Below are 20,709 nucleotides of genomic sequence, written 5' to 3'. Positions count from 1 at the left end.
AATCTTTTTGCATGGTCACAACCGCCCAGTTCCGCCAGGCACTTCGGGTCGGTCCGGCCGGGGACGGCTGGCACAAGCCCGCGCTCAGCGCCGTGGTCACGCTCGGCGCGCTCAACCTCACCCTGCTCGGCCTCGGCCGGCTCGACCTCGCCCTCTACACCTCGGCCGGAGGCCTGGGCGCGCTGTACGGACACGGCCTGCCGTACCGGGCCCGGGCCCGGACGCTGGCCGGCGTGCTGCTCGGCACCGTGCTCAGCACCGGCGCCGCCCTCACCGCCGCCGCGCTGACCCGCGACGCAGCCGTCCTGGTCGCGGTGGCGGCCGGGCTCGCCGCCCTGCACAAGCTGCTCTGCGACGCCGCCCGGGTCGGCCCGCCCGGCGCTCTGATCATCACCTTCACCACCGCCAGCTGCGCCTTCGTCCCGCAGCGGCTCGCCGACGTCCCGCCGCACCTGGCGCTCACCGTGCTCGGCGCCGCGCTGGCCTGGCTGGTCTGCATGGCCCCGGCCCTGGTGCGCCCGTACGGGCCCGAGCGGATCGCCACCGCCCGCGCCCTGGAGGCCGCCGCCCGCCTGCTGCGCGCCGAGCCCGGCCGGCCGGACGCCGCCGCCCGTACCGCCCTGGTCGGCGCGGTCGAGGCGGCCTGGCAGAGTCTCGCGCTCTCCAGCCCGGCCCGGCGGCGCGCCCTCGGCGACGCGCCCGAGCGGCTGCTGGTGCGCGCGGAGGCCGCACTGGCCGGACCGGCCCGGCCCGAGGACGCCGCGCGGTACCTCGACCTGGCCCGCGACCTGCGGCGCGACCGTCCGCTGCCGTCGCTCGACCTCACCGAGGCGGAGGCGACCGAGGCGGCCGAGCCGGCCGCCCGACGCCCCGGCCCCCGGCCACCGCTCCGGCAGGCGCTGCGGCCCGGCTCGGCGCTGCTGCCGATCGCGCTGCGGGTCGCGGTCGGCTGCGCCGGCGCCGGCTGGCTCTCGCTGGCGCTCGGCGTCGGCCGGCCGTACTGGGCGGTGGTCACCGCGGCCTCGGTGTTCCAGGCGAACAGCACGCTGTCCTGGCAGCGCGCACTGCAGCGGGTGCTGGGCAACCTGCTCGGCCTGCTGCTGTTCACCGCCGCGCTTCCCCTCGCGCACTCGGGTCCGGTGGCGCTGATCGGGCTCGGGCTGGTCTGCAACTTCGGGGCGGAGGCGACGATCGCCCGCAGCTACTGGCTGGCGACGGTCTTCGTCACGCCGTTGGCACTGCTGATGACGGAGTTCGCGGGTCCGCAGCCGACCGGGGCGCTGGTCGCCGACCGCTGGCTGGACACCTGTGTCGGGGCGCTCGCCGGTCTCGCGGCCTGCCTGCTGGTCACCAACCGCCGCACCGCCGCCCGGCTGACCCGCGCCCTGGCCGGAGCGGAAGCGGCCGGCCGGCGTGCGTCGGCCGCCGTCCGCGCCTCCGTCTCCGCTGCCTCCGCCTCTCCCTCGCCCGGGTCGGCGGTCTCGGGTGCGAGCGCCCCGGAGGCCCTCGCCGCCCGCACCCGCCTTGCCGCGGCTCTGCTGGAGCTGCGGGAGGCCACCGACACCGCCGCCGGCGAGTGGCGCCGACCCGCCCTCCCGCACCAGCGCGCCACCGACACCGAGGAGCAGGCCCACCGCCTGCTGGCCGCCCTGCTGGAACGCCGCGGCCGACCGGGCCCGCCGGACCGCGCCCCGGGCCCGCCGGACACGGCTCGGGCCCTGCCGGGCACCGCAGAGGCCTTGCCGGGCACGGCCTAGGATCGAAGCCGACCGGCAGGCCGCAGAACGGGAGCAGCGCACGTGGAGGACGTCGTCGCAGGTGTGCTGCGCCAGTGGGAGCGGGCCTACCCGGGGCTGGACACCGGTCCGATCGCCGTCCTCGGCCGGATCAACCGCTGCGCCGCGCTGCTCCAGCAGACCCCCGACCCGCTCACCCGGGCCGGCCTCACCCGCGCCGAGTTCGACATCCTCGGCGCCCTGCGCCGCCTCGACCGCGAACTGACCCCCACCCAGCTGGCCCGGGAGAGCTTCGCCTCCGGCGCCGCCGTCACCAAGCGCCTGCGGCTGCTGGAGGAGCGCGGCCTGGTCAGCCGCCGCACCGACGACCGGGACCGCAGGGTCGCCCACCTCGCGCTCACCGAGGAGGGCCGGACGCTGGTGGACGGCCTGATCCAGGAGCTCGTCGCCTACGACCGCGCCCTGCTGGCCGGACTCACCCCCGCCGAGCTGGACCGGCTCGCCGAGGCCCTCAGCGGGCTGCTGAACAGCCTGGAAGGGACGATCGGCCGCACCCTGGGCTGAGTCGACCCGATCTGACGGAGCGTCAACGAGGCGGCCCGGACGGGAAACTATGCTCGGGGTGCGGGCGTACGGGGGCGCGCCGGGTACGGCGGGCTCCCGCTCCGCGCGCGGTGTGTCGAGTCGTCTACCGGGAGCTCCCCTTGGGCCACAGCGCGGACCGAACCGACGGCGATCGCTCCCGCCCCGAGCGCCCAGGCGGCTCCGGAGACCCGCTCGCACGGCTCACCCGGGGCATCGTGGTCATGGTCGCCGTCGGCTTCTGCGCCGCCTCGGTGGTGGCCACGGTCCGCAACCACGACGGCCTGGCCTACCAACTTCCGGCCGTCGCCCTCCTGTTGGTCCTGCTCGCCCTGCAGCTCGGCCACGCCGGCCCGTGGCGCCTGGCGCGGCGCTGGTGGCCGTGGAGCCTGGTCGCCCACGGGGTGCTCACCTACCTGCCGTTCCTGCTCCTCGACGGCGCGTGGGTCGGCATCCCCGGGTCGTTCGCCGGGTCGGTGCTGCTGACCGTCACGGCGCCGCGCTCCTGGGTGCTGTTCGCCGTACTGGTGGCCGTCCAGTACCCGCTCTGCGCGGCACTGGGCGGGAACATCGGGCAGTGCGTCAACGCGTCGGTGACCACCGCCGTGGGCGGTGCCGTGGTGTACGGAGTGGCCCGACTCGCCCATCTGATCACCGAGTTGAGGGAGGCCCGGACCGAGCTGGCCGAGCTCGCGGTGGACCGCGAGCGGCTGCGCTTCGCGCGCGACCTGCACGACCTGCTCGGCTCCAGCCTCTCCGTGGCGGCACTGAAGTGCCAGCTCGCCGAACGGCTGGCCGCGGAGGAGCCGGAACGCGCCCGCGCGGAGATGGCCGAGGTGCTGGCACTGGTGCGGCAGGCGATGGCGGACACCCGTCGGCTCTCCAACGGCGACCTCCGGATGTCCCTGGCGCGGGAGGCGCGTTCGGCGGTCTCGGCGCTGCGGACGGCCGGCATCGAGGTCGAGACCGACCTGGACTGCGAGGGGCTGCGGCCCGAACTCGAGGCGGTGCTGGCCACCGTGCTGCGCGAGGCGGTCACCAACCTGCTGCGGCACAGCGCGGCCAGGCGCTGCCGGATCCGGGTCGGCCGGGACGAGCCGGGTACGGTGCGCCTGGCGGTCTCCAACGACGGTGTGCCGCGCGAAGCGGGCGATGCTCCAGGCGTAGCAGGCGATGCTTCGCTCGGCGGGTGCGGCGGGCGCGGTACGGAGGGCGGCCGCGGCATCGGCAACCTCGCCGAGCGGCTGCGGGCCGTCGGCGGCCGGCTGACCGCCGAGCGGGACGGCGCGGGCTGGTTCCACCTCACCGCCGTCGTCGAGGCCGCGCCCGCCCGGGAAGCCGCCCGCGCCGCCTGACTGGGGCCAGGGCCGGGGCCGGGGCCGGGCGCGGGGGCCGGTCGCGCTACTCGCGCATCCCCATCGTCTCGACCGGCTTGCGGCGCAGCGCCAGCCAGGTGGTCAGCAGGACGGTGCCCACCCCCAGCAGTGCCGCCCCGCCCAGCACCGCGGCCACCCAGTTCCCGGGCGGCGCGGGCCAGGCCGTCCCGGTGAGCGCCAGGCTGACCGGGACCAGGACGGCGGCGGTGACCGCCGTACCGAGGGCGAGCGCCACCGCGACCGTGATCCCGCCCTCCCAGGCCGTCATCCGCAGCACCTGCTGCCGCGTGGCGCCGACCACCCGCAGCAGCGCGAACTCGCGCAGCCGCTCGCCGGTGGCCATCGCCAGGGTGTTGACGACGGCGATCGCGGTGAACAGGCCGATCATGCCGAGCAGCAGCCGCCCGACCGCGGTGGCGGACTCCTGCTGACGCCGACGCGCCGCGTCGTAGGCGGCCCGGTCGTCGACCCGGGCCATCGGGTAGACCGAGGCGAGGCCGCGGAGTTCCCGGCCCACCTGCCGGGGGTCGGTTCCGGGGGCGGTGCGGACCAGGACGGTGGGCGTGAGCGGGTCCGGGACGTGGGCGGCGGCGAAGGAGGCGGGCAGCAGCACGTCCGCGAACCGCGTGTCGCGGTCGTACACGGCGGCCACCGTCGCGGTGTCGCCGGTGCCGTCCGGCCATTCGATCCGGACGCTGCCGCCGACACCGGCCTTGAGCGCGGCGGCCGTCCGCCGCCCCAGCGCGATGCCCGCGCCGCGCAGCCCGTCCAGCGAACCGGCCGTGACCCCGGGGTCGACCAGCTGCGCCAGCCCCCGCGGCTCGACGATCCGGGCGTCCAGCGCGCGCCGGTCGACCTCCCCGGCGGAGGCCAGGACGGTCGTGGAGACCAGTCCGTCGGCCGCCGCGACACCCGGCAACTGCCGTACGGCGGCGGTGAACTCCGGGGGCAGGCCGATCCCGTCGGCCCGGACCACGTGGTCGGCCAGCAGCCGCCGGCCGTCCTCGGCCGCCGTGGCCCGGGCCTTGACCACCGGGACGAACAGCACCGAGCCGGCGAAGGCCACCGCCAGCACCAGCGGGGTGACGGCGGCGGCGAAGCGGCGCGGCTGGGCCCGCAGAGCGGCGGAGGCGAGGCGGCCGGAGACCGGGGAAAGCCGGCTCACCGGCCGGCCGATCGCCACGCTCGCCACCCGGCCGATCAGCGGTCCGAGCAGGGCCACCGCGAGCAGCAGCACCAGCACCATGCTCTCGGCCGTCCCCGCCCCGCGGCGGCCGTCCGTCGAACCGGCCAGCACCGCGCCGCATCCGGCGAGCGTCAGGAGCCCGAGCCCGGTCCGGATCCGGCCGACGCCGGGCGGCGGCGCCGAGGAGTCGCGCAGCGCCCGGGTGGGCGCGACCCGGGAGGCCCGGCGCGCGGTGGCCCCGACGGCCAGCTGTGCGGTGAGGACGACGACGCCGAGGACGATCAGCGGGGCGGTCGGCCCGACGTGCAGCGGCACGTCCGAGCCGACCACCCCGCGGTCGACCAGTTCGCCCCGCAGCAGCGCGGCGAGGCCGGTCCCGGCGGGGAGGCCGACGACCGCGGCCGCGAGGGTCAGCACGAGCGTCTCCAGGGCGATCATCCGCCGCACCTGTCCGGTGGTGGCGCCGACCGCCCGCAGCAGGGCCATCTCGCGCAGCCGCTGCTGGACGGAGAGCGCGAGCGCCCCCGCCACCACGAAGACCGCGACGAACAGCGACAGCACGCCGGTCGTCCCGGCCAGTGAGGAGAGGCCGTCCCCGGGGCCGGGAGCGCCGGAGAACTCCAGCTCGCCCCGCTCGTCGCCGGTGTGCGCCCGGGGCCCGGACCAGTCGGCCGCGCCGTCGCGGGCCCGGGCCGCGGCGAGCGCCGGCCGGGCCCGCTCGGCCACGTCCCGCGGGTCGGTCCCCTCCCGTACGGTCAGCCCGATCGCGTCCGCGCCGGCCGTCGTCCCGGCGAGCCCGGCGGCCTGCCCGGGGCTGAAGAAGAGCACGCTCTGCCGGGACAACTCCCGTGGTGCCGCGGCCAGTCCGGCCACGGTGTAGTCGCGCGGCGCCCCGGTGGTGGCCAGCCGTACGGTGGCGCCGGCCGTGACCCCGGCGCGGGCGGCCGTCGCGGTGTCGAGGACCACCTCGTCCGGCCCGGCCGGGGCGCGGCCGGTGGTCAGCCGGAACGGGGTGAGGGCGGCGCTCGTCCAGGAGTGCCCGAGCGAGGGGCCGCCCTGCGGCCCGGTGAGGACCTTCCCGGTGGCGGCGACCACGGCAGCCGGGAAGGAGACCTCCGGGACGGCGGCCGTGACACCGGGCAGCCGGGCGAGTTCCGCGGCCAGTGGTCCGGCGTCCGGGATGCGGGTGCCGTCGCCGATCACCACCGGGGCCGCGGCGTAGCGCTCGGTGGGGGTGCCCGCGCGCAGGGCGGACTCCAGCAGGACGCCGCAGGCGGTGGTCAGGACCAGGGCGCAGGCGAGCGCGGTGAAGGCGCCGGCGAAGCCCGCCTTCCGGGCCCGCACCGTCCGCCAGGCCAGCTTCAACACGTGGCTCAGCCCCCCGGTGGTTCGCCCTCGATGACATCGCGAGCCTAGCTCCGGGGGTGCCGACCGGATTTCGGTTCGTCGACGAAGGAAGGCCTCGGAAGGCCTCGCCGTGGGCGGTCCACGGACGGATCCGTGCGAAACGCACGGTCCGTCGACCTGAAAGCGGTGTGCCCCGTGGTGCCCGCCCCGTGGCGCGCACCACGGGGCACATCGCGGTACACCGCGGCACACCGCGCGGCTACGCCGTCGGCAGCCAGCCCATCTCCTCGGCGATCCGGATCGCGTCGACCCGGCCGCGCCCCCCGGTCTTGGCCACCGCGGCGGCCAGGTGGTTGCGCGCGGTACCCGTCGAGATGAACAGCCGGGCGGCGATCTCGCTGACGGAGTCCCCCCGCGCCGCGAGCCGCAGGACTTCGGACTCCCGGGGCGTCAGCGGGTTCTCCCGGGTGTCCAGGGCGGCCAGCGCCAGCTCCGGGTCGACGACGCGCTCGCCGGCGGCCACCCGGCGGATCGCCGCGGCCAGCTCCCGCGCCGGAGCGTCCTTGCCGAGGAACCCGAGCGCGCGGGCGGAGAAGGCGGCGCGCAGGTGGGCGGGGCGCACCAGCCCGGTGAGGACCAGCGTCCGGCACCCGGGGAGCTTCTCGTGCAGTTCGGCCGCCGCCCGCAGCCCGTCCAGCCCGGGCAGGTCGATGTCGAGCACCGCGACGTCCGGGCGCACCGCCAGGGCGGTCGGCACCACCTCGTCCCCGCGCTCCACGTCGGCGACGACCTCCAGGTCCTCCTCGTACGCGAGGAGGGCCATCAGCGCGCCGCGGACCATGCTCATGTCCTCGGCCAGCAGGACCCTGATCATCCGTACTCTCCCCCTGTCAGATGACGGCCACGAGCGGACTTCATTAGACAACAGGCCTTGCCAGAGCCGGTTTCCGCGCTTGATCGGCCGCGAGCGGTCCGCCGGTCGGCGTAGCCTTCGTGCATGGCAGAGAGCAAGGTCCGGAAGGCCGCGGCGAAGACGCCGGTGGCGAAGAAGGCGGCGGTGAAGCCGAGGAAGCCGGAATCGCACCTGGCGATGGTGCGGCGGGCCCGGCGGATCAACCGCGAGCTGGCGGAGCTGTACCCGTACGCGCATCCGGAGCTGGACTTCGAGAACCCGTTCCAACTGCTGGTGGCCACCGTGCTGTCGGCGCAGACCACCGACCTGCGGGTGAACCAGACCACCCCGGCGCTGTTCGCGAAGTACCCGACGCCGGAGGACATGGCGGCGGCGAACCCGGAGGAGCTGGAGGAGATCATCCGCCCGACCGGCTTCTTCCGGAACAAGGCGAAGTCGCTCCTGGGCCTCTCGATAGCGCTGCGCGACGAGTTCGGCGGCGAGGTCCCCGGCCGGCTGGCCGACCTGGTGACCCTGCCCGGTGTCGGCCGCAAGACCGCCAACGTCGTCCTCGGCAACGCCTTCGGGGTCCCCGGCATCACCGTGGACACCCACTTCGGGCGGCTGGCCCGGCGGTTCGGCTGGACCACCGAGGAGGACCCGGTGAAGGTCGAGGCGGCCGTCGCCGAGATCTTCCCGAAGTCGGAGTGGACGATGCTCTCGCACCGGGTGGTCTTCCACGGCCGCCGGATCTGCCACTCCCAGAAGCCCGCCTGCGGCGCCTGCCCGATCGCGCCGCTCTGCCCCTCGTACGGCGAGGGGGAGACCGACCCGGAGAAGGCACGCAAGCTGTTGAAGTACGAGATGGGTGGCCAGCCCGGTCAGCGGCTGCGGCCGCCGGCCGACTTCCCCGGTGAGGCGGCCGCCCGCGCGGACGCCGCCGTCCACCACGGACAGGTCGCGGACCTGGCGGTGGACGCATGAGCGGGCGGTGCGGGCACCCGGGGCCGGAAGCCGGGGAAGTCGTGCGGGGCGTCGAGGCGGACGGGCTGCCGACCTGGCTGGAACCGGTCAGGGAAGCGGCCGAGCGGGTGCTGCCGGAGCAGCTGAGCCGCTTCCTGCCGCCGCCCGAGGGCGGCCGGCCGGCGGCCGTGCTGATGCTGTTCGGCGAGGGGCCGCAGGGCCCGGACCTGCTGCTGATCGAACGGGCCCGCTCGCTGCGCTCGCACGCCGGCCAGCCGTCCTTCCCGGGCGGCGTGCTGGACCCGGAGGACGGCGATCCGAACGGACCGGGCCCGATCGCGGCGGCGCTGCGCGAAGCCTGGGAGGAGACCGGCCTGGACCCGGCCGGGGTGCAGGTGTTCGCCGAGCTGCCCCGGCTGTACATCCCGGTGAGCGGCTTCGTGGTGACCCCGGTGCTCGGCTGGTGGCGCGAGGAGTCGCCGGTGCGCCCGGTGGACACGGCCGAGACCGGCGCGGTGTTCCGGGTCACGATCGCGGAGCTGGCCGACCCGGAGAACCGGGTGCGGCTGCGCCACCCGTCAGGGCACATCGGGCCGGCCTTCAAGGTCGCCGGACGGCTGGTCTGGGGCTTCACCGCCGGGGTGATCGACCGGGTGATGCACCACAGCGGCCTGGAACTGCCCTGGGACCCGTCCCGGATCGTCGACCTCTCGGACGACGCGCTGGCCCTGGTCCAGGGGGACCTCGAACACTCCCGGGTGCTGTCGAGCGGCGACGCCGACGCTTCGTGACCGGCCGTCGGCGCGCGCGGCGGACGGACCGTGGGAGGGTGTCCGAGTGAACGTCCTGGATGTGCTGCTGATCGCCGCGGCCGTGGCATTCGCCGTGTCGGGCTATCGGCAGGGCTTCGTGGTCGGCGTGCTCTCGCTGGTCGGATTCCTCGGCGGCGGCCTGCTCGCCGTCGAACTGCTGCCGCTGCTGGTGCTCGACCACATCGGCCCGGGCACCACGGCCTCGGTGGTGGCCGTCGTCGTGGTGATCGTCCTCGCCGCGATCGGCCAGGCGATCACCGCGCACTTCGGCTGGAAGCTGCGCGGACACATCGGGCGCCGCCCGGCCCGGGTGCTGGACTCGAGCGGCGGCGCGGTGGTGAACGTCGTCTCGATGCTGCTGGTGGCCTGGCTGATCGGATCGGCGCTGGCCGGGGCCTCGCTGCCGACGGTCTCCAAGCAGGTGCGCACCTCGGCGGTCCTCGGCGGGGTGCAGAACGCGCTGCCCGGCGACGCGCCGAACTGGTTCTCGGACTTCTCCAAGGTGCTCGCCCGCAACGGCTTCCCGCAGGTCTTCAACCCCTTCGAGCACGAGCCGATCACCCAGGTCGACAGCCCCGACCCGGCGCTGGCCGCCAGCCCGGCGGTGGCGCGGGCCAAGCAGAGCCTGGTCAAGGTGGTCGGCACGGCGACGTCCTGCGGCAAGACCCTGGAGGGCAGCGGCTTCGTCTTCGCCCCGCACCGGGTGATGACCAACGCCCACGTGGTCGGCGGGGTCAACGAGCCGACCGTGCAGATCGGCGGGGTCGGCCAGCTGTACGACGCGACGGTGGTCCGCTACGACTGGCAGCGCGACATCGCCGTCCTGGACGTGCCCAAGCTGAACGCGCCCGCGCTGTCCTTCGCCGGCGAGGCGAAGACCAACGACAGCGCGATCGTGGCCGGCTTCCCGGAGAACGGCGCCTTCAACGTCCAGCCGGCCCGCATCCGCGGCCGGATCCAGGCCAACGGCCCGGACATCTACCACCGCGGCCAGGTGGTCCGCGACGTCTACTCGGTGCGCTCGGTGGTCCGGCAGGGCAACAGCGGCGGCCCGCTGCTCACCCCGGACGGCGAGGTGTACGGCGTGGTCTTCGCCAAGTCGCTGGACAGTGCGGACACCGGGTACGTGCTGACCGCGGCCGAGGTGCGCGAGGACGTCGAGCAGGGCGGCGCGGCGACCGCCCGGGTGGACACCCAGGGGTGCGCGCTCTGACGGGTGGCGTTCCGGTGGGCGTCGGTCTGGTGGGCGCCGGCCCGGTGGGTGGCGTTCCGGTGGGCGTCGTTCTGGTGGGCGTCGCTCCGGTGGGTGCCGTGCCGGCGTGGGCCCGACGGGCGCGTGACGCGGGCGCGGGGCGGGCGCGCCGGGCCGGTCGGTCCGATATCCGTCGCCCCGTCAGGTGGCCCTGGTAGCGTCGGCCGCGCTCACCCGTTCGGCTCAACCGGGCGCCGTCCCGGCGTGGGCCCGACGGGAGGTCGTGGCAGTCCGATGATGGGTCACTCGCACGCGGTGAGCGGGGCGATGCTGTACGCGGCCTCGGCTCCCTTCCTGCCCCCGCTGCTGCTGCACACCACCCTGCAGCCGGCGGACATACTGATGGGCACGGTGCTGTGCGCGGGCGCGGCCCTGCTGCCGGACCTCGACCACCACGACGGCTCCATCGCCAACTTCCTCGGCCCCGTCTCCAAGGTGCTCTGCCGCTTCGTGGCCTGGGTCTCCGGCGGCCACCGGCACGCCACCCACTCGCTGCTGTTCGTCGCGCTGATGGGCGGCGGCACCTGGGCCGGGGTCACCTACCTGGGCCGCAACTTCACCCTCGGGCTGACCTTCTTCCTCCTCGCGCTCGCCATCCGGGCCCTGCGGCTCTGCCCGCCGGGCGACGGCCCGGAGGCCTGGATCACCGTCATCGGCCTGGCCGCGCTCGGCACCTTCGGGATGAACACCTGGATGCCCAACTCGCCGGGCTGGCTGCCGTACGCGGTGGCCCTGGGCACGTTGGCGCACCTGCTCGGCGACTGCCTGACCAAGAAGGGCGCACCGCTGCTCTGGCCGCACAAGGAGCGCTACGAGGTCGTGCTGATCAAGCGCAGCGGCAACAGCGTCGAGACCAAGGTGCTGGTGCCGATCATGTCGGTGGCGACCTTCGTGCTGCTCTGGTTCACCGCGCTGTCGCCGACGATCGTGAACTGAACGGGCCTCGCCGGGCCGGGCCGGGTGCTCGGGGCTCGGGCCTCCGGCCTCGGTTTGCCGGGGCTCGGGTGCTTCAGGGCTCGGGGCTCGGCGTGCCGGCCGATGCGGGGCGGCGCGAGGCCTCAGGTCTCGCGCCGCAGTCGCGCGCCCACCCAGCGGGCGCGTCGGCCGAGGATGCGGGGGATGCCGAGCTGCCGCCGTTCCGTGCGCCGGTGGCCGTCGGGGCCGTCGAAGCCGAGGTCGTCCGCACGGTCGGGCCGGTGGGCGGAGCGCTGGGGGCTGTTGTGACGTCGGCCGCGCGGGGCGCCGCCGCTTTCGGGCATCCAACTCATACCGGAATGGATGCCCCTGGGCCGGTGGAGGTAACCGCTCGGGCTCCGCCGAAATTGGCCTATGCGGTTGTCATATGAGCGACAACGCAAGGGAGTTGGGCCCAAGGACCCTTCCGGTCGACCGCACGTACGGACGCCTGCGGACGCGTGCGGCCACGTACGGACGCCTCCGGCCGGGGCCGGCTGCGTCCGGGTCACTCCTTGTGACGGCCGACCCAGTCCAGCAGCTCGGCGGTGAACTCCTCCGGCGCCTCCTCGTGCGGGAAGTGCCCGACGCCCGGCAGCAGCCGCCAGCGGTACGGCGCCGCCACGTACTCGCCGCCGCCGAGTGCGGTGTGCGACAGCAGCACCGGGTCCGCCGCGCCCTGGACGTGCAGGGTCGGCGCGGTGATCGGCTTCTTCATCCGCCGGGCGAACTGGATGCCGTCCGGCCGGGCCATCGAGCGCAGCAGCCAGCGGTACGGCTCGATCGAGCAGTGCGCCGTGCTGGGGATCTGGATCGCCTGCCGGTACGCGTGGACCGCGGCCTCGTCCAGGCCGTTCGGACCGGTCCAGGAGGTCAGGTAGCGGCCGACCAGCTCGGCGTCGTCGGCCACGAGACGGCGCTCCGGTATCCACGGCCGCTGGAAGCCCAGCACGTGCTCGAAGGCGGCGAACTGCCGGCGGTCGGTCAGCAGTGCCCGGCGCAGGTCCCGCGGGTGCGCGGCGGAGACGACGGTCAGGCTCTGGATGACGGACGGTCGCATCACGGCCGCCACCCAGGCGAGGGTGCCGCCGGAGGCGTGCCCGACCAGGTGCGCCCGGCGTTCGCCGAGCGAGCGGATCACCCCGGTGATGTCCAGAGCGAGGTTGCCCGGGTCGTACCCGCGCGGGGTGCGGTCGCTGCCGCCGATGCCGCGCAGGTCGAGCGCCACCGCCCGGTAGCCGGCCTCGGCGAGCGCGGTCAGCTGGTGGCGCCAGGCCCACCAGTACTCGGGCCAGCCGTGGACCAGCAGGACCAGCGGGCCGGAGCCCAGCTCGGCGATGTGGAAGCGGGCGCCGTTGGCCGCGAGGTCGCGGTGCGTCCACGGGCCGGTCTGCCGGACGCTCCAGGCCTCCTCGCCGCCCGTGGCCGGGGCCCCGGAGGAGGCCGCTTCGACGGGTTCCCGTCCGGGCTCCCGGCTGGGTTCCCGTCCGGGTTCCCGCGCGGGTGCCGGGCCGTTGCCCTTCGGGGCGGTGCCGGGGACTTCGGGGCCGGCCGGGCCTCCGGGGGTGAGTCCGGCATCGGAGTCGGCGCCGGAGCCGGCACCGGAGTTGGCACCGGGGTCGGCGGACGGCTGCGCGGGCACGGGCGTCTGGTCAAGCGGCATACCGAGAGCGTGTCACATCCGCGCGCCGGACACGTGCCCGGCACTCGTGGCGGCGGGTCCGGTGCCCGCCGGTGCGGGGCCGCCCCGCCCGCCGAGGCCGGGCAGTGGCCTCGGTGGGGCGCCGGTGCGGGGACGGCCCGTTGATGCGGGGACGGTCCGCTGACGCGGGGACGGTCCGCCGACGCGGGGTCGGTTACGGGATGCGGCCGAAGGCCCGGTCGATCTCCTCCTGGGTGGCCGGGCGCGGCCGGGCGTTCTTCAGCACGTCGGCGGTCTTCTGAGCGCCCTCGATGGTGCGCACCGGCTTCTCGATCTTCTTGAACGAGCGCCAGGCCAGCATCCCGAGCAGCACCGCGAGCAGCAGGTAGGCGCCCGCCACGATCAGGAAGGACCAGCCCAGCGACAGGCCCAGCGCGTGGATGCCGAAGGCCGCCGCGGCGCTCAGCATCGGGATGGAGAACAGCGCCACCACACCGGCGACGATCAGCGAGACGCCGCCGGAGACGCCGCGCTTGACGTCCGCCCGGATCTCGGCCTTGGCGAGCGCGATCTCGTCATGGACCAGCGCGGACAGGTCGGCGGTGGCCGCCGCGAACAGCTGCCCCACCGAACGCTCGCCCTCGTAGGGCGCCCGGCCGTTGCTGGACGGGTCTGCGGCTCCTGCGGGCATCAGCGGTTCTCCTCTGCGGCTGTGCGGCGTGACGCCGCCGCGGGTGTGCGGTTCCGGGGCCGGTGGGGGGTCCGGAGGCGTCTGTGGGTTGTCGACAGCTCAGAATCATGCCCCTACCGGTCAGTCGGACACCACTCCGGGGCCCCGCCGGAGGGATGTGTCCCGGCCATCGGGGGCGCTCCGGGCGCCTCAGCCCGGGTTTCCGGACCGCCCCTGGCGGCCGGAGCCGGAGCCGGGGCGGGGGTCGGGGCCGGGGCCGGGGCGGGGGTCGGGGCCGGAGCCGCGTTCCTCGCCGGTCGCGGGGCGGGCCGACTCGCCGACCCGCGCCTGCCAGGCCGGGTCGTCCTCCTGGTAGATGTCGGGGATGCCGTCCCCGTCCACGTCCCGGTCCTCCTCCTCGCACAGCTCGCGGTAGTGCCGGTTGCGCAGCTTCAGCAGGACGGTGGCGACCACCGCGGAGAGCACGGAGCCGACCAGCACCGCCGTCTTGGCCCGGGCGGCGAGCGCCGGGTCCTCCGGGAAGGCGAGCTCGCTGATCAGCAGCGAGACGGTGAAACCTATGCCCGCCAGCACCGAGACCGCGACCATGTCGGCCCACTTGAGCCGCGGGTTCAGCTCGGCCCTGGTGAACCGGGCGGTCAGCCAGGCGCCGCCGAACACGCCCACCGACTTGCCGACCAGCAGGCCGATCACGATGCCCAGCGGGGCGGCCTGGGTGAACACCTCGCGCAGCTTCGGGCCGGAGACGGCCACTCCGGCCGAGAACAGCGCGAACAGCGGGACGGCGAGACCGGCCGAGAGCGGGCGGACCAGGTGCTCGATGTGCTCGCCGGGGGAGTGCTGCTCGTCGCCCTCCCGGTGGCAGCGCAACATCAGGCCCATCGCGACGCCCGCCACCGTGGCGTGGATGCCGCTCTCGTGCATCAGCGCCCAGGTCACGAAGGCCAGGGGTACGAAGAGGTACCAGCCGTGGACGCCGCGCCGGTGCAGGAACCAGAACAGCGCCAGCCCGACGAAGGCGAGGCCGAGCGCCCAGAACTTGATGCCGTGGCTGTAGAAGATCGCGATGATCAGGATCGCGATCAGGTCGTCGACCACCGCCAGGGTGAGCAGGAAGGCGCGCAGCGGGGACGGCAGGTGGCTGCCGACCACGGCCAGCACACCGAGCGCGAAGGCGATGTCGGTGGCGGTCGGGATCGCCCAGCCGCCGAGGTGCCCGCCGCTGCCGGAGTTCACCAGGGCGAAGAGGATCGCGGGCAGGGCCACCCCGCAGACGGCGGCGACCACGGGCAGCAGCGCGGCACTGGGCGTACGCAGCTCACCCGCGACGAACTCGCGCTTGAGCTCGATCCCGGCGACGAAGAAGAAGATCGCCAGCAGGCCGTCCTGGGCCCAGGTGGCCAGGGAGAGGTGGAGGTGGAGCGGGGCGGAGGGGCCGACGGTGTAGTCGAGCACGCTCTGGTAGGCCTGCGGCCAGACGTTGGCCCAGATCAGCGCGATGACGGCGGCGCCCAGCAGCAGCATGCCGCCGACCGTCTCGGTGCGCAGCGCGTCGGTGATGAAGGTGCGCTCGGGCAGTGACAGCCGGCCGAGGAACTGCCGGCGGCGGGTCGTCGGCTCGTGGACGGGCGGCTGGTCGGTCACGCGGACCTCCTGGGGCTGGGAGCGGCAACGGATGCACGGGTGGTGCAGTTGCCGACCAGACTTCCCGGCGCGCCCTGTGACGCCCGCGACTCCTGTCAGGGGATCTTGATGCGTCCTTAACAGTCTAGCGGGACGTTTGGGTGACATCCGGATTGTCCTAACAAAGGACTTAATCCCTACGGGCCGGTTTCGCACTCCGGAGGAGCGGTGGCCCTGAACTCGAACGTTGGTTCGATGCCCGGATGGGCGGATTTGCGGCGGCTCGATGCCCGGGTGGCGGTTGACGAAACGGCTGTGCCCCGGGCGGTGATCACCGCCCGGGGCACAGCCGTCGTCTCAGTGGCGCTCAGCCGTGGCCGGCGTTGCCGGCTCAGCCGTTGTCAGTGGTGCGGGCTCGGCCGCTGCCGGCGCCGTGGGCTCAGCCGTTGCCGGCGCCGTGGGCTCAGCCGTTGCCGTTGTCCGAGGTCGGCAGCTGGGCCTGGATCTGGCTCATTACCGTGCTGTCGGCCAGGGTGGTGGTGTCACCGACCTCGCGGCCCTCGGCGATGTCGCGCAGCAGGCGGCGCATGATCTTGCCGGAACGGGTCTTCGGCAGCTCGCCGACCACCTTGATCTGCTTCGGCTTGGCGATCGGGCCGAGCGTGCGGCCGACGTGCGCCCGCAGCTCCTCGACCAGCTCGGGGCTCTCGGTGACGCCCCCGCGCAGGATCACGAAGGCGACGATGGCCTGGCCGGTGGTGGCGTCGGTCGCGCCGACCACGGCGGACTCGGCCACCGAGGGGTGGCCGACCAGGGCCGACTCGACCTCGGTGGTGGAGATGTTGTGGCCCGAGACGAGCATGACGTCGTCCACCCGGCCGAGCAGCCAGATGTCCCCGTCGTCGTCCTTCTTGGCACCGTCACCGGCGAAGTAGCGGCCTTCGAAGCGCGACCAGTAGGTGTCGATGTAGCGCTGGTCGTCGCCCCAGATGGTGCGGAGCATGGACGGCCACGGCTCGGTGAGCACCAGGTAGCCGCCGGAGCCGTTCGGCACCTCGACGGCGTTGTCGTCCACCACGGTGGCCGCGATGCCCGGCAGGGCGCGCTGGGCCGAGCCCGGCTTGGTCTCGGTGACGCCCGGCAGCGGGCTGATCATCATGGCGCCGGTCTCGGTCTGCCACCAGGTGTCCACGATCGGACACCTGCCGCCGCCGATGTGCTCGCGGTACCAGACCCAGGCCTCGGGGTTGATCGGCTCGCCGACGCTGCCCAGTACCCGCAGCGAGGACAGGTCGAACTTCGCGGGGATGTCGTCGCCCCACTTCATGAAGGTGCGGATCGCGGTCGGCGCGGTGTAGAGGATGGTCACGCCGTACTTCTGGACGATCTCCCAGAACCGGCCCTGGTGAGGGGTGTCCGGGGTGCCCTCGTAGACGACCTGGGTGGCGCCGTTGGCGAGCGGGCCGTAGACGATGTACGAATGGCCGGTGACCCAGCCGATGTCGGCGGTGCACCAGTAGACGTCGGTCTCCGGCTTGAGGTCGAAGACCGCGTGGTGGGTGTAGCTGGCCTGGGTGAGGTAGCCGCCCGAGGTGTGCAGGATGCCCTTGGGCTTACCGGTGGTGCCCGAGGTGTAGAGGATGAACAGCGGGTGCTCGGCGTCGTGCGCCTCGGGGGTGTGCTCGGTGGACTGGCGCGCGGTGATCTCGTGCCACCAGACGTCGCGGCCCTCGGTCCACGGGATGTCCTGCCCGGTGCGGCGGACCACCAGGACGTGCTCGACGCCGTCGACCTTGGTCAGCGCCTCGTCGATGGCCGGCTTCAGGGCGGAGGGCTTGCCACGGCGGTAGCCGCCGTCGGCGGTGATGACCAGCTTGGCCTGGGCGTCCTGGATACGGGAGGCGACGGCGTCGGAGGAGAAGCCGCCGAAGACCACCGAGTGGGCGGCGCCGATCCGGGCGCAGGCGAGCATCGCGATGACCGCCTCGGCGATCATCGGCAGGTAGACGGCGACCCGGTCGCCCTTGCGGACGCCGAGCTCCAGCAGCGCGTTGGCCGCCTGCGAGACCTCGTCCTTGAGCTGGGCGTAGGTAATCGAGCGGCCGTCGCCGGGCTCGCCCTCGAAGTGGATCGCGACCCGGTCGCCCAGGCCGTTCTCCACGTGGCGGTCGACGCAGTTGTACGCGACATTGAGCTTGCCGTCGGCGAACCACTTGGCGAAGGGAGGGTTGGACCAGTCGAGGGTCTCGGTCGGCTCGACGGCCCAGGTGAGGCGACGGGCCTGCTCGGCCCAGAAGCCCAGACGGTCCTCGGAGGCCTGCGCGTACGCGGCCGCGGTGACGTTGGCGGCTGCGGCGAGCTCTGCCGGCGGGGCGAAGCGCCGCTCCTCCTTGAGCAGGTTGGCCAGGCTCTCGTTGCTCAACGCGCACTCCTCATCGAGTCATGATCGGGGGCGTTCCCGTGCGTGGGGATTGTCCCGTGTGTCCCAGCGCACAGCTCACCAGGCGAACGGGGCAGTTGACAAGAGGCTCCTGGGAATTGGTGTAGACCTTTGACCGATGGCCGACCGGTTCCCCGCGCGGTCCGCCGGGCAGGACCGGACGGCCGTTCGGGGGTGGATGGGCCCGTGCCCCGGCCCGCCCGGCGGGGACACGGACCCGGCTCTCAGGCGGCCAGTCGGGGGCCCTCCTCGCCGCCCTCGACCGGAACCCGGTCGTCCTTCCTCACCCGTTCGGCCGATGCTGCGTTCGGCCGGACAGCGGGACCGGTTCCGGTGGGGTCCTCGGCGTGGTGTTCGATTCCGTTCGCCCGCTTCCCGGCGCGGGCCTCGACCGGGCTGAACGTCCCGGCGGCCCGGTCCAGGACGTAGGCCTGGGCCGTCGCGAAGTCGAAGTACATCCCGACCAGCCGCAGGGTGCCCTCCTCGACCCGGCGCTCCACCGCCGGGTTCGCCATCAACTGGTCCAACTGCTGGACCACGTTGGTGATGCAGAGCTGTTCCACGACGTCCACCGCGGGGCGGGTGGCGAACTCCGCCGGGACCCGCCGGAGCCGGTCCAGCGAGCCGCGGCCGTTGCGCAACCAACGGGCCAGCGGGGTGGGCGGCCCGGGGCGCTCGTGCACGCCGTCCAGCAGGGCCTGCATCGCGCCGCAGCCGGAGTGGCCGCAGACCGTGATCGAGCGGACCTCCAGCACCTCCACCGCGTACTGCACCGCGGCGGCCACCGAGTCGTCCGCCGCTCCGGGTTCGTGCGGGGCGGGCACCAGGTTGCCCACGTTGCGCACGGTGAACAGGTCCCCGGGGCCGCTGTTGGTGATCATGCTGGTGACCATCCGGGAGTCCGCGCAGGTCAGGAAGAGCTGGGAGGGCGTCTGCCCCTCGCGCGCCAGCCGGGCGAGTTCCGGCCTGATCAGCGGGGCGGTGTGCAGCTGGAACACCCGGACTCCGTCCAGCAGCCGCCCGTGCGGGTCCTCCTGCTGCTCGATGCAGTGGTGGCCGACCCAGGGCGTCCAGGCCCGGCAGCGGTGCGGGCTCGCCGAACTGCCCGCGCGCACGGTGCCGTCCGGGTCGAGCACCTCGTCGTCCTGGCGGCGCGTCACCATCGAGACCCGGCCGCCCTCGCCCTGGTGCCCGGCCCGCCAGGTGTGCAGCGTCTCGTACGCGGCGTGGTCCAGGAAGGAGCCGTCGTGGACCACCGTGACCTCGGCCCCGGCCGGGATGCCGGCCAACGCCCGGCTGAGCCGGGGCACGGCGGTGAAGGTGAGCGGGCCGTGCGTCTGGACGGTGACCACGCCGTCCGGGCCGGTCGCCACGTCCACGTGGGCGCGGGTCAGCCGGTAGAGGGCGAGCAGTATGGCGGTGCCGGCGCCGATCGCGACGCCCCACAGCGCGCCGGCGGCCACCACGCCGAGCACGGTGATCAGGTAGACGGGGAACTCGCGGTGCCGGTGCACCTTCCGGATGTGCGCGAAGCTCACCATCTGCAGCCCGACCACCAGTACCAACGCGCCGAGCGCGGCCAGCGGGATGTGGCGCAGCCCGCCGGTCAGCGCCAGTGCGGCGGCCAGCACCCAGACGCCGTGCAGCACCGAGGCCCACCTGGTCCGGCCGCCGGCCCGTACGTTGGCAGTGCTGCGCACCGCGCCCCCGGCCACCGGCAGCCCGCCGACCAGTCCGCTCACCAGGTTGGCGAGGCCCTGGCCGCGCAGTTCGCGGTCGAGGTCGCCGGTGCGCCGGGACATCCGGTCGATCGCGACGGCGGACAGCAGTGACTCCACGCTGGCCACGGCGGTGACGGTGAGGACGGCGGCGAGCAGCCCGAGGACCGGGCCGTGCGGCAGCGCGGGCAGGAGCGACTCCGGCCGCCAGGCGGGCAGCTCGACGCGGGCGAGCCGCAGGTCCAGGGCGAAGACGAGGGCGGTGGCCAGTGCGACCCCGGCCAGCGGAGCGGGCACCTTGGCCAGCCGGGCGCCGAACTCGCCGGCACGGCCGGGGAGCCGGCGGAGCCGGGGCCAGCCGACCAGGACGGCCACGGTCACCGCGCCGGCCAGCACCGCGGGTGGGTGCGGGCCGGCCAACTGGCCGGGCAGGGCCAGGATGTCGGCGATCGCGGAGCTCTGCGGGGAGCCGCCGAGGACGACGTGGAGCTGCGCGATGGCGATGGTGATCCCGACACCGGCCAGCATGCCGTGCACGATCGCGGGTGAGACGGCGAGTGCCGTCCGGGCCACCCGGCGTGCGCCGAGCAGGAGTTGGAGCAGGCCGGCGGCCACGGTGATGGCGCAGGTGGCCTGCCAGCCGTACCGGGCGATCAGTCCGGCGGTGATCACCGTCAGCGCCGCCGAGGGGCCGCTGACCTGGAGCGGTGTGCCGCCGAACAGCCCGACCACGATCCCGCCCACGGCGGCGGCGACCAGGCCGGCGGTGAGCGGGGCGCCGGTGGCGAGCGCGATGCCGAGGGAGAACGGCACGGCGATGAGGAAGACCACGAGGGACGCGGAGAGGTCCTGGGCCCATCGGATCCGGGCGCTCGGGCCCGGCGGCGCGTGGTCGGTGGTGTCGGAGGCGATGGGGGCGGTGGAGATGTCGAGGGTCATTGTCTTCCCGTCTGTCCGGGGGAGCGAACGCAGTCAGGTCCGGCGGTGAGTCCGGGGTGGGGCTCCGGGGCGGATCGGCTGTCGTGGGCGCGACGGTGTGGCGGGATGGCGTGGGCGCGGCGGGGGAGTGCGGGTGTCACCGGCCGGCGTTGACCATCAGGCCCACCAGGGCTCCGGGCGAGGTGCGGGACGTCTCACCGGGGGCCGCCGGGCGAACCATCAAGACTCGGTAAACCGAGGGTAATGAAAGCTTTGCACAGCGTGGTTCCGGGAGGGAAGCGGAAAACCCCCTGATTCACCCCAATGGGTGGTGGCCGAACGGTCGGGAATCTGCTCGTGGCGGCGGGCGCGGCACTCTCCGGTCTGCGGGCCGGGGCCGGGGCCGGGGTGGGTCTGGGTCGGGGCGGGGATGGGCAGGGCATGGCGAAACGGGCCGCGGGCGCCCCGGGGGGGGGGGGGGGGGCCCGGCCGCGGTTGTGGTGGGGTTGCGGGGGGGGGGGCCCCGCGGGGGGGGGGGCCCCCCGGGGGCGCCCCACCCCCCCCGCGGCAGTAAGGG

15 protein-coding genes are annotated in these 20,709 nt (G+C 74.7%); 7 read left to right on the top strand and 8 right to left on the bottom strand.

The window, feature by feature from the left end; translation table 11 throughout:
• The first annotated feature begins 11 nt into the window (after nucleotides 1–11).
• The 3 genes from ACFWP2_RS32170 (at nucleotide 12) to ACFWP2_RS32160 (ending at nucleotide 3,673) form a co-directional block, all read left to right on the top strand.
• Nucleotides 12–1,757, top strand: a complete 1,746-nt coding sequence (locus ACFWP2_RS32170; RefSeq protein WP_380458060.1) for an FUSC family protein — start codon at nucleotides 12–14, stop codon at nucleotides 1,755–1,757.
• Nucleotides 1,758–1,799: 42 nt separating this feature from the next.
• The gene (locus tag ACFWP2_RS32165; protein WP_380458058.1) at nucleotides 1,800–2,300 is read left to right on the top strand and encodes a MarR family winged helix-turn-helix transcriptional regulator; all 501 of its coding nucleotides are present in this window, start codon (nucleotides 1,800–1,802) and stop codon (nucleotides 2,298–2,300) included.
• Nucleotides 2,301–2,440: 140 nt separating this feature from the next.
• Nucleotides 2,441–3,673 carry a sensor histidine kinase gene (locus ACFWP2_RS32160; RefSeq protein ID WP_380458056.1) on the top strand — a complete coding sequence of 411 codons (1,233 nt, stop codon included), beginning with the start codon at nucleotides 2,441–2,443 and terminating at the stop codon, nucleotides 3,671–3,673.
• A 46-nt stretch (nucleotides 3,674–3,719) separates the two neighbouring features.
• On the opposite strand, the gene ACFWP2_RS32155 is transcribed toward ACFWP2_RS32160, so the two are convergent.
• Nucleotides 3,720–6,248, bottom strand: coding sequence for an FtsX-like permease family protein (locus tag ACFWP2_RS32155; RefSeq protein WP_380458054.1), 2,529 nt, complete (start codon nucleotides 6,246–6,248; stop codon nucleotides 3,720–3,722).
• Between the two features lie 238 nt (nucleotides 6,249–6,486).
• Nucleotides 6,487–7,101, bottom strand: coding sequence for a DNA-binding response regulator (locus ACFWP2_RS32150; protein ID WP_380458052.1), 615 nt, complete (start codon nucleotides 7,099–7,101; stop codon nucleotides 6,487–6,489).
• A gap of 123 nt (nucleotides 7,102–7,224) precedes the next feature.
• On the opposite strand from ACFWP2_RS32150, the gene nth reads away from it, so the two are divergent.
• From nth to ACFWP2_RS32130, 4 genes are all read left to right on the top strand, one after another.
• Nucleotides 7,225–8,103 carry an endonuclease III gene (gene nth, locus ACFWP2_RS32145; protein WP_380458050.1) on the top strand — a complete coding sequence of 293 codons (879 nt, stop codon included), beginning with the start codon at nucleotides 7,225–7,227 and terminating at the stop codon, nucleotides 8,101–8,103.
• A complete protein-coding gene (locus tag ACFWP2_RS32140; RefSeq protein WP_380458048.1) occupies nucleotides 8,100–8,873 on the top strand; it encodes an NUDIX hydrolase in 774 nt (257 codons plus the stop codon). Before nth ends, ACFWP2_RS32140 begins: the two co-directional genes overlap by 4 nt.
• A 46-nt stretch (nucleotides 8,874–8,919) precedes the next feature.
• On the top strand, nucleotides 8,920–10,107 hold the full coding sequence (locus tag ACFWP2_RS32135) for a MarP family serine protease (protein WP_380458045.1): 1,188 nt from the start codon (nucleotides 8,920–8,922) through the stop codon (nucleotides 10,105–10,107).
• A gap of 273 nt (nucleotides 10,108–10,380) precedes the next feature.
• Nucleotides 10,381–11,082: a metal-dependent hydrolase gene (locus ACFWP2_RS32130; RefSeq protein ID WP_380458043.1), complete on the top strand. Its 702-nt coding sequence runs from the start codon at nucleotides 10,381–10,383 to the stop codon at nucleotides 11,080–11,082.
• 122 nt (nucleotides 11,083–11,204) lie between these two features.
• On the opposite strand, the gene ACFWP2_RS32125 is transcribed toward ACFWP2_RS32130, so the two are convergent.
• The 6 genes from ACFWP2_RS32125 to ACFWP2_RS32100 form a co-directional block, all read right to left on the bottom strand.
• Nucleotides 11,205–11,414, bottom strand: coding sequence for a hypothetical protein (locus ACFWP2_RS32125; protein ID WP_380458041.1), 210 nt, complete (start codon nucleotides 11,412–11,414; stop codon nucleotides 11,205–11,207).
• A 194-nt stretch (nucleotides 11,415–11,608) separates the two neighbouring features.
• Entirely contained in the window at nucleotides 11,609–12,763 is a 1,155-nt protein-coding gene (locus ACFWP2_RS32120; RefSeq protein WP_380458039.1) for an alpha/beta fold hydrolase, read from the bottom strand.
• A 193-nt stretch (nucleotides 12,764–12,956) separates the two neighbouring features.
• Nucleotides 12,957–13,433 carry a phage holin family protein gene (locus ACFWP2_RS32115; RefSeq protein ID WP_380458037.1) on the bottom strand — a complete coding sequence of 159 codons (477 nt, stop codon included), beginning with the start codon at nucleotides 13,431–13,433 and terminating at the stop codon, nucleotides 12,957–12,959.
• Between the two features lie 189 nt (nucleotides 13,434–13,622).
• Entirely contained in the window at nucleotides 13,623–15,077 is a 1,455-nt protein-coding gene (nhaA, locus tag ACFWP2_RS32110) for a Na+/H+ antiporter NhaA (RefSeq protein ID WP_380458035.1), read from the bottom strand.
• A gap of 442 nt (nucleotides 15,078–15,519) precedes the next feature.
• Entirely contained in the window at nucleotides 15,520–17,478 is a 1,959-nt protein-coding gene (acs, locus tag ACFWP2_RS32105; RefSeq protein WP_380458033.1) for an acetate--CoA ligase, read from the bottom strand.
• Nucleotides 17,479–17,720: 242 nt separating this feature from the next.
• Nucleotides 17,721–20,153 carry a SulP family inorganic anion transporter gene (locus ACFWP2_RS32100; protein WP_380458031.1) on the bottom strand — a complete coding sequence of 811 codons (2,433 nt, stop codon included), beginning with the start codon at nucleotides 20,151–20,153 and terminating at the stop codon, nucleotides 17,721–17,723.
• Between the last annotated feature and the right edge of the window lie 556 nt (nucleotides 20,154–20,709).

Origin of the sequence: Kitasatospora sp. NPDC058444, assembly GCF_042721415.1 — a bacterium.
In the GTDB taxonomy this organism is placed as follows: domain Bacteria; phylum Actinomycetota; class Actinomycetes; order Streptomycetales; family Streptomycetaceae; genus Kitasatospora.
The sequence above is the reverse complement of the archived record's forward strand: the minus strand, read 5'-3'. Positions and strand labels throughout refer to the sequence as shown.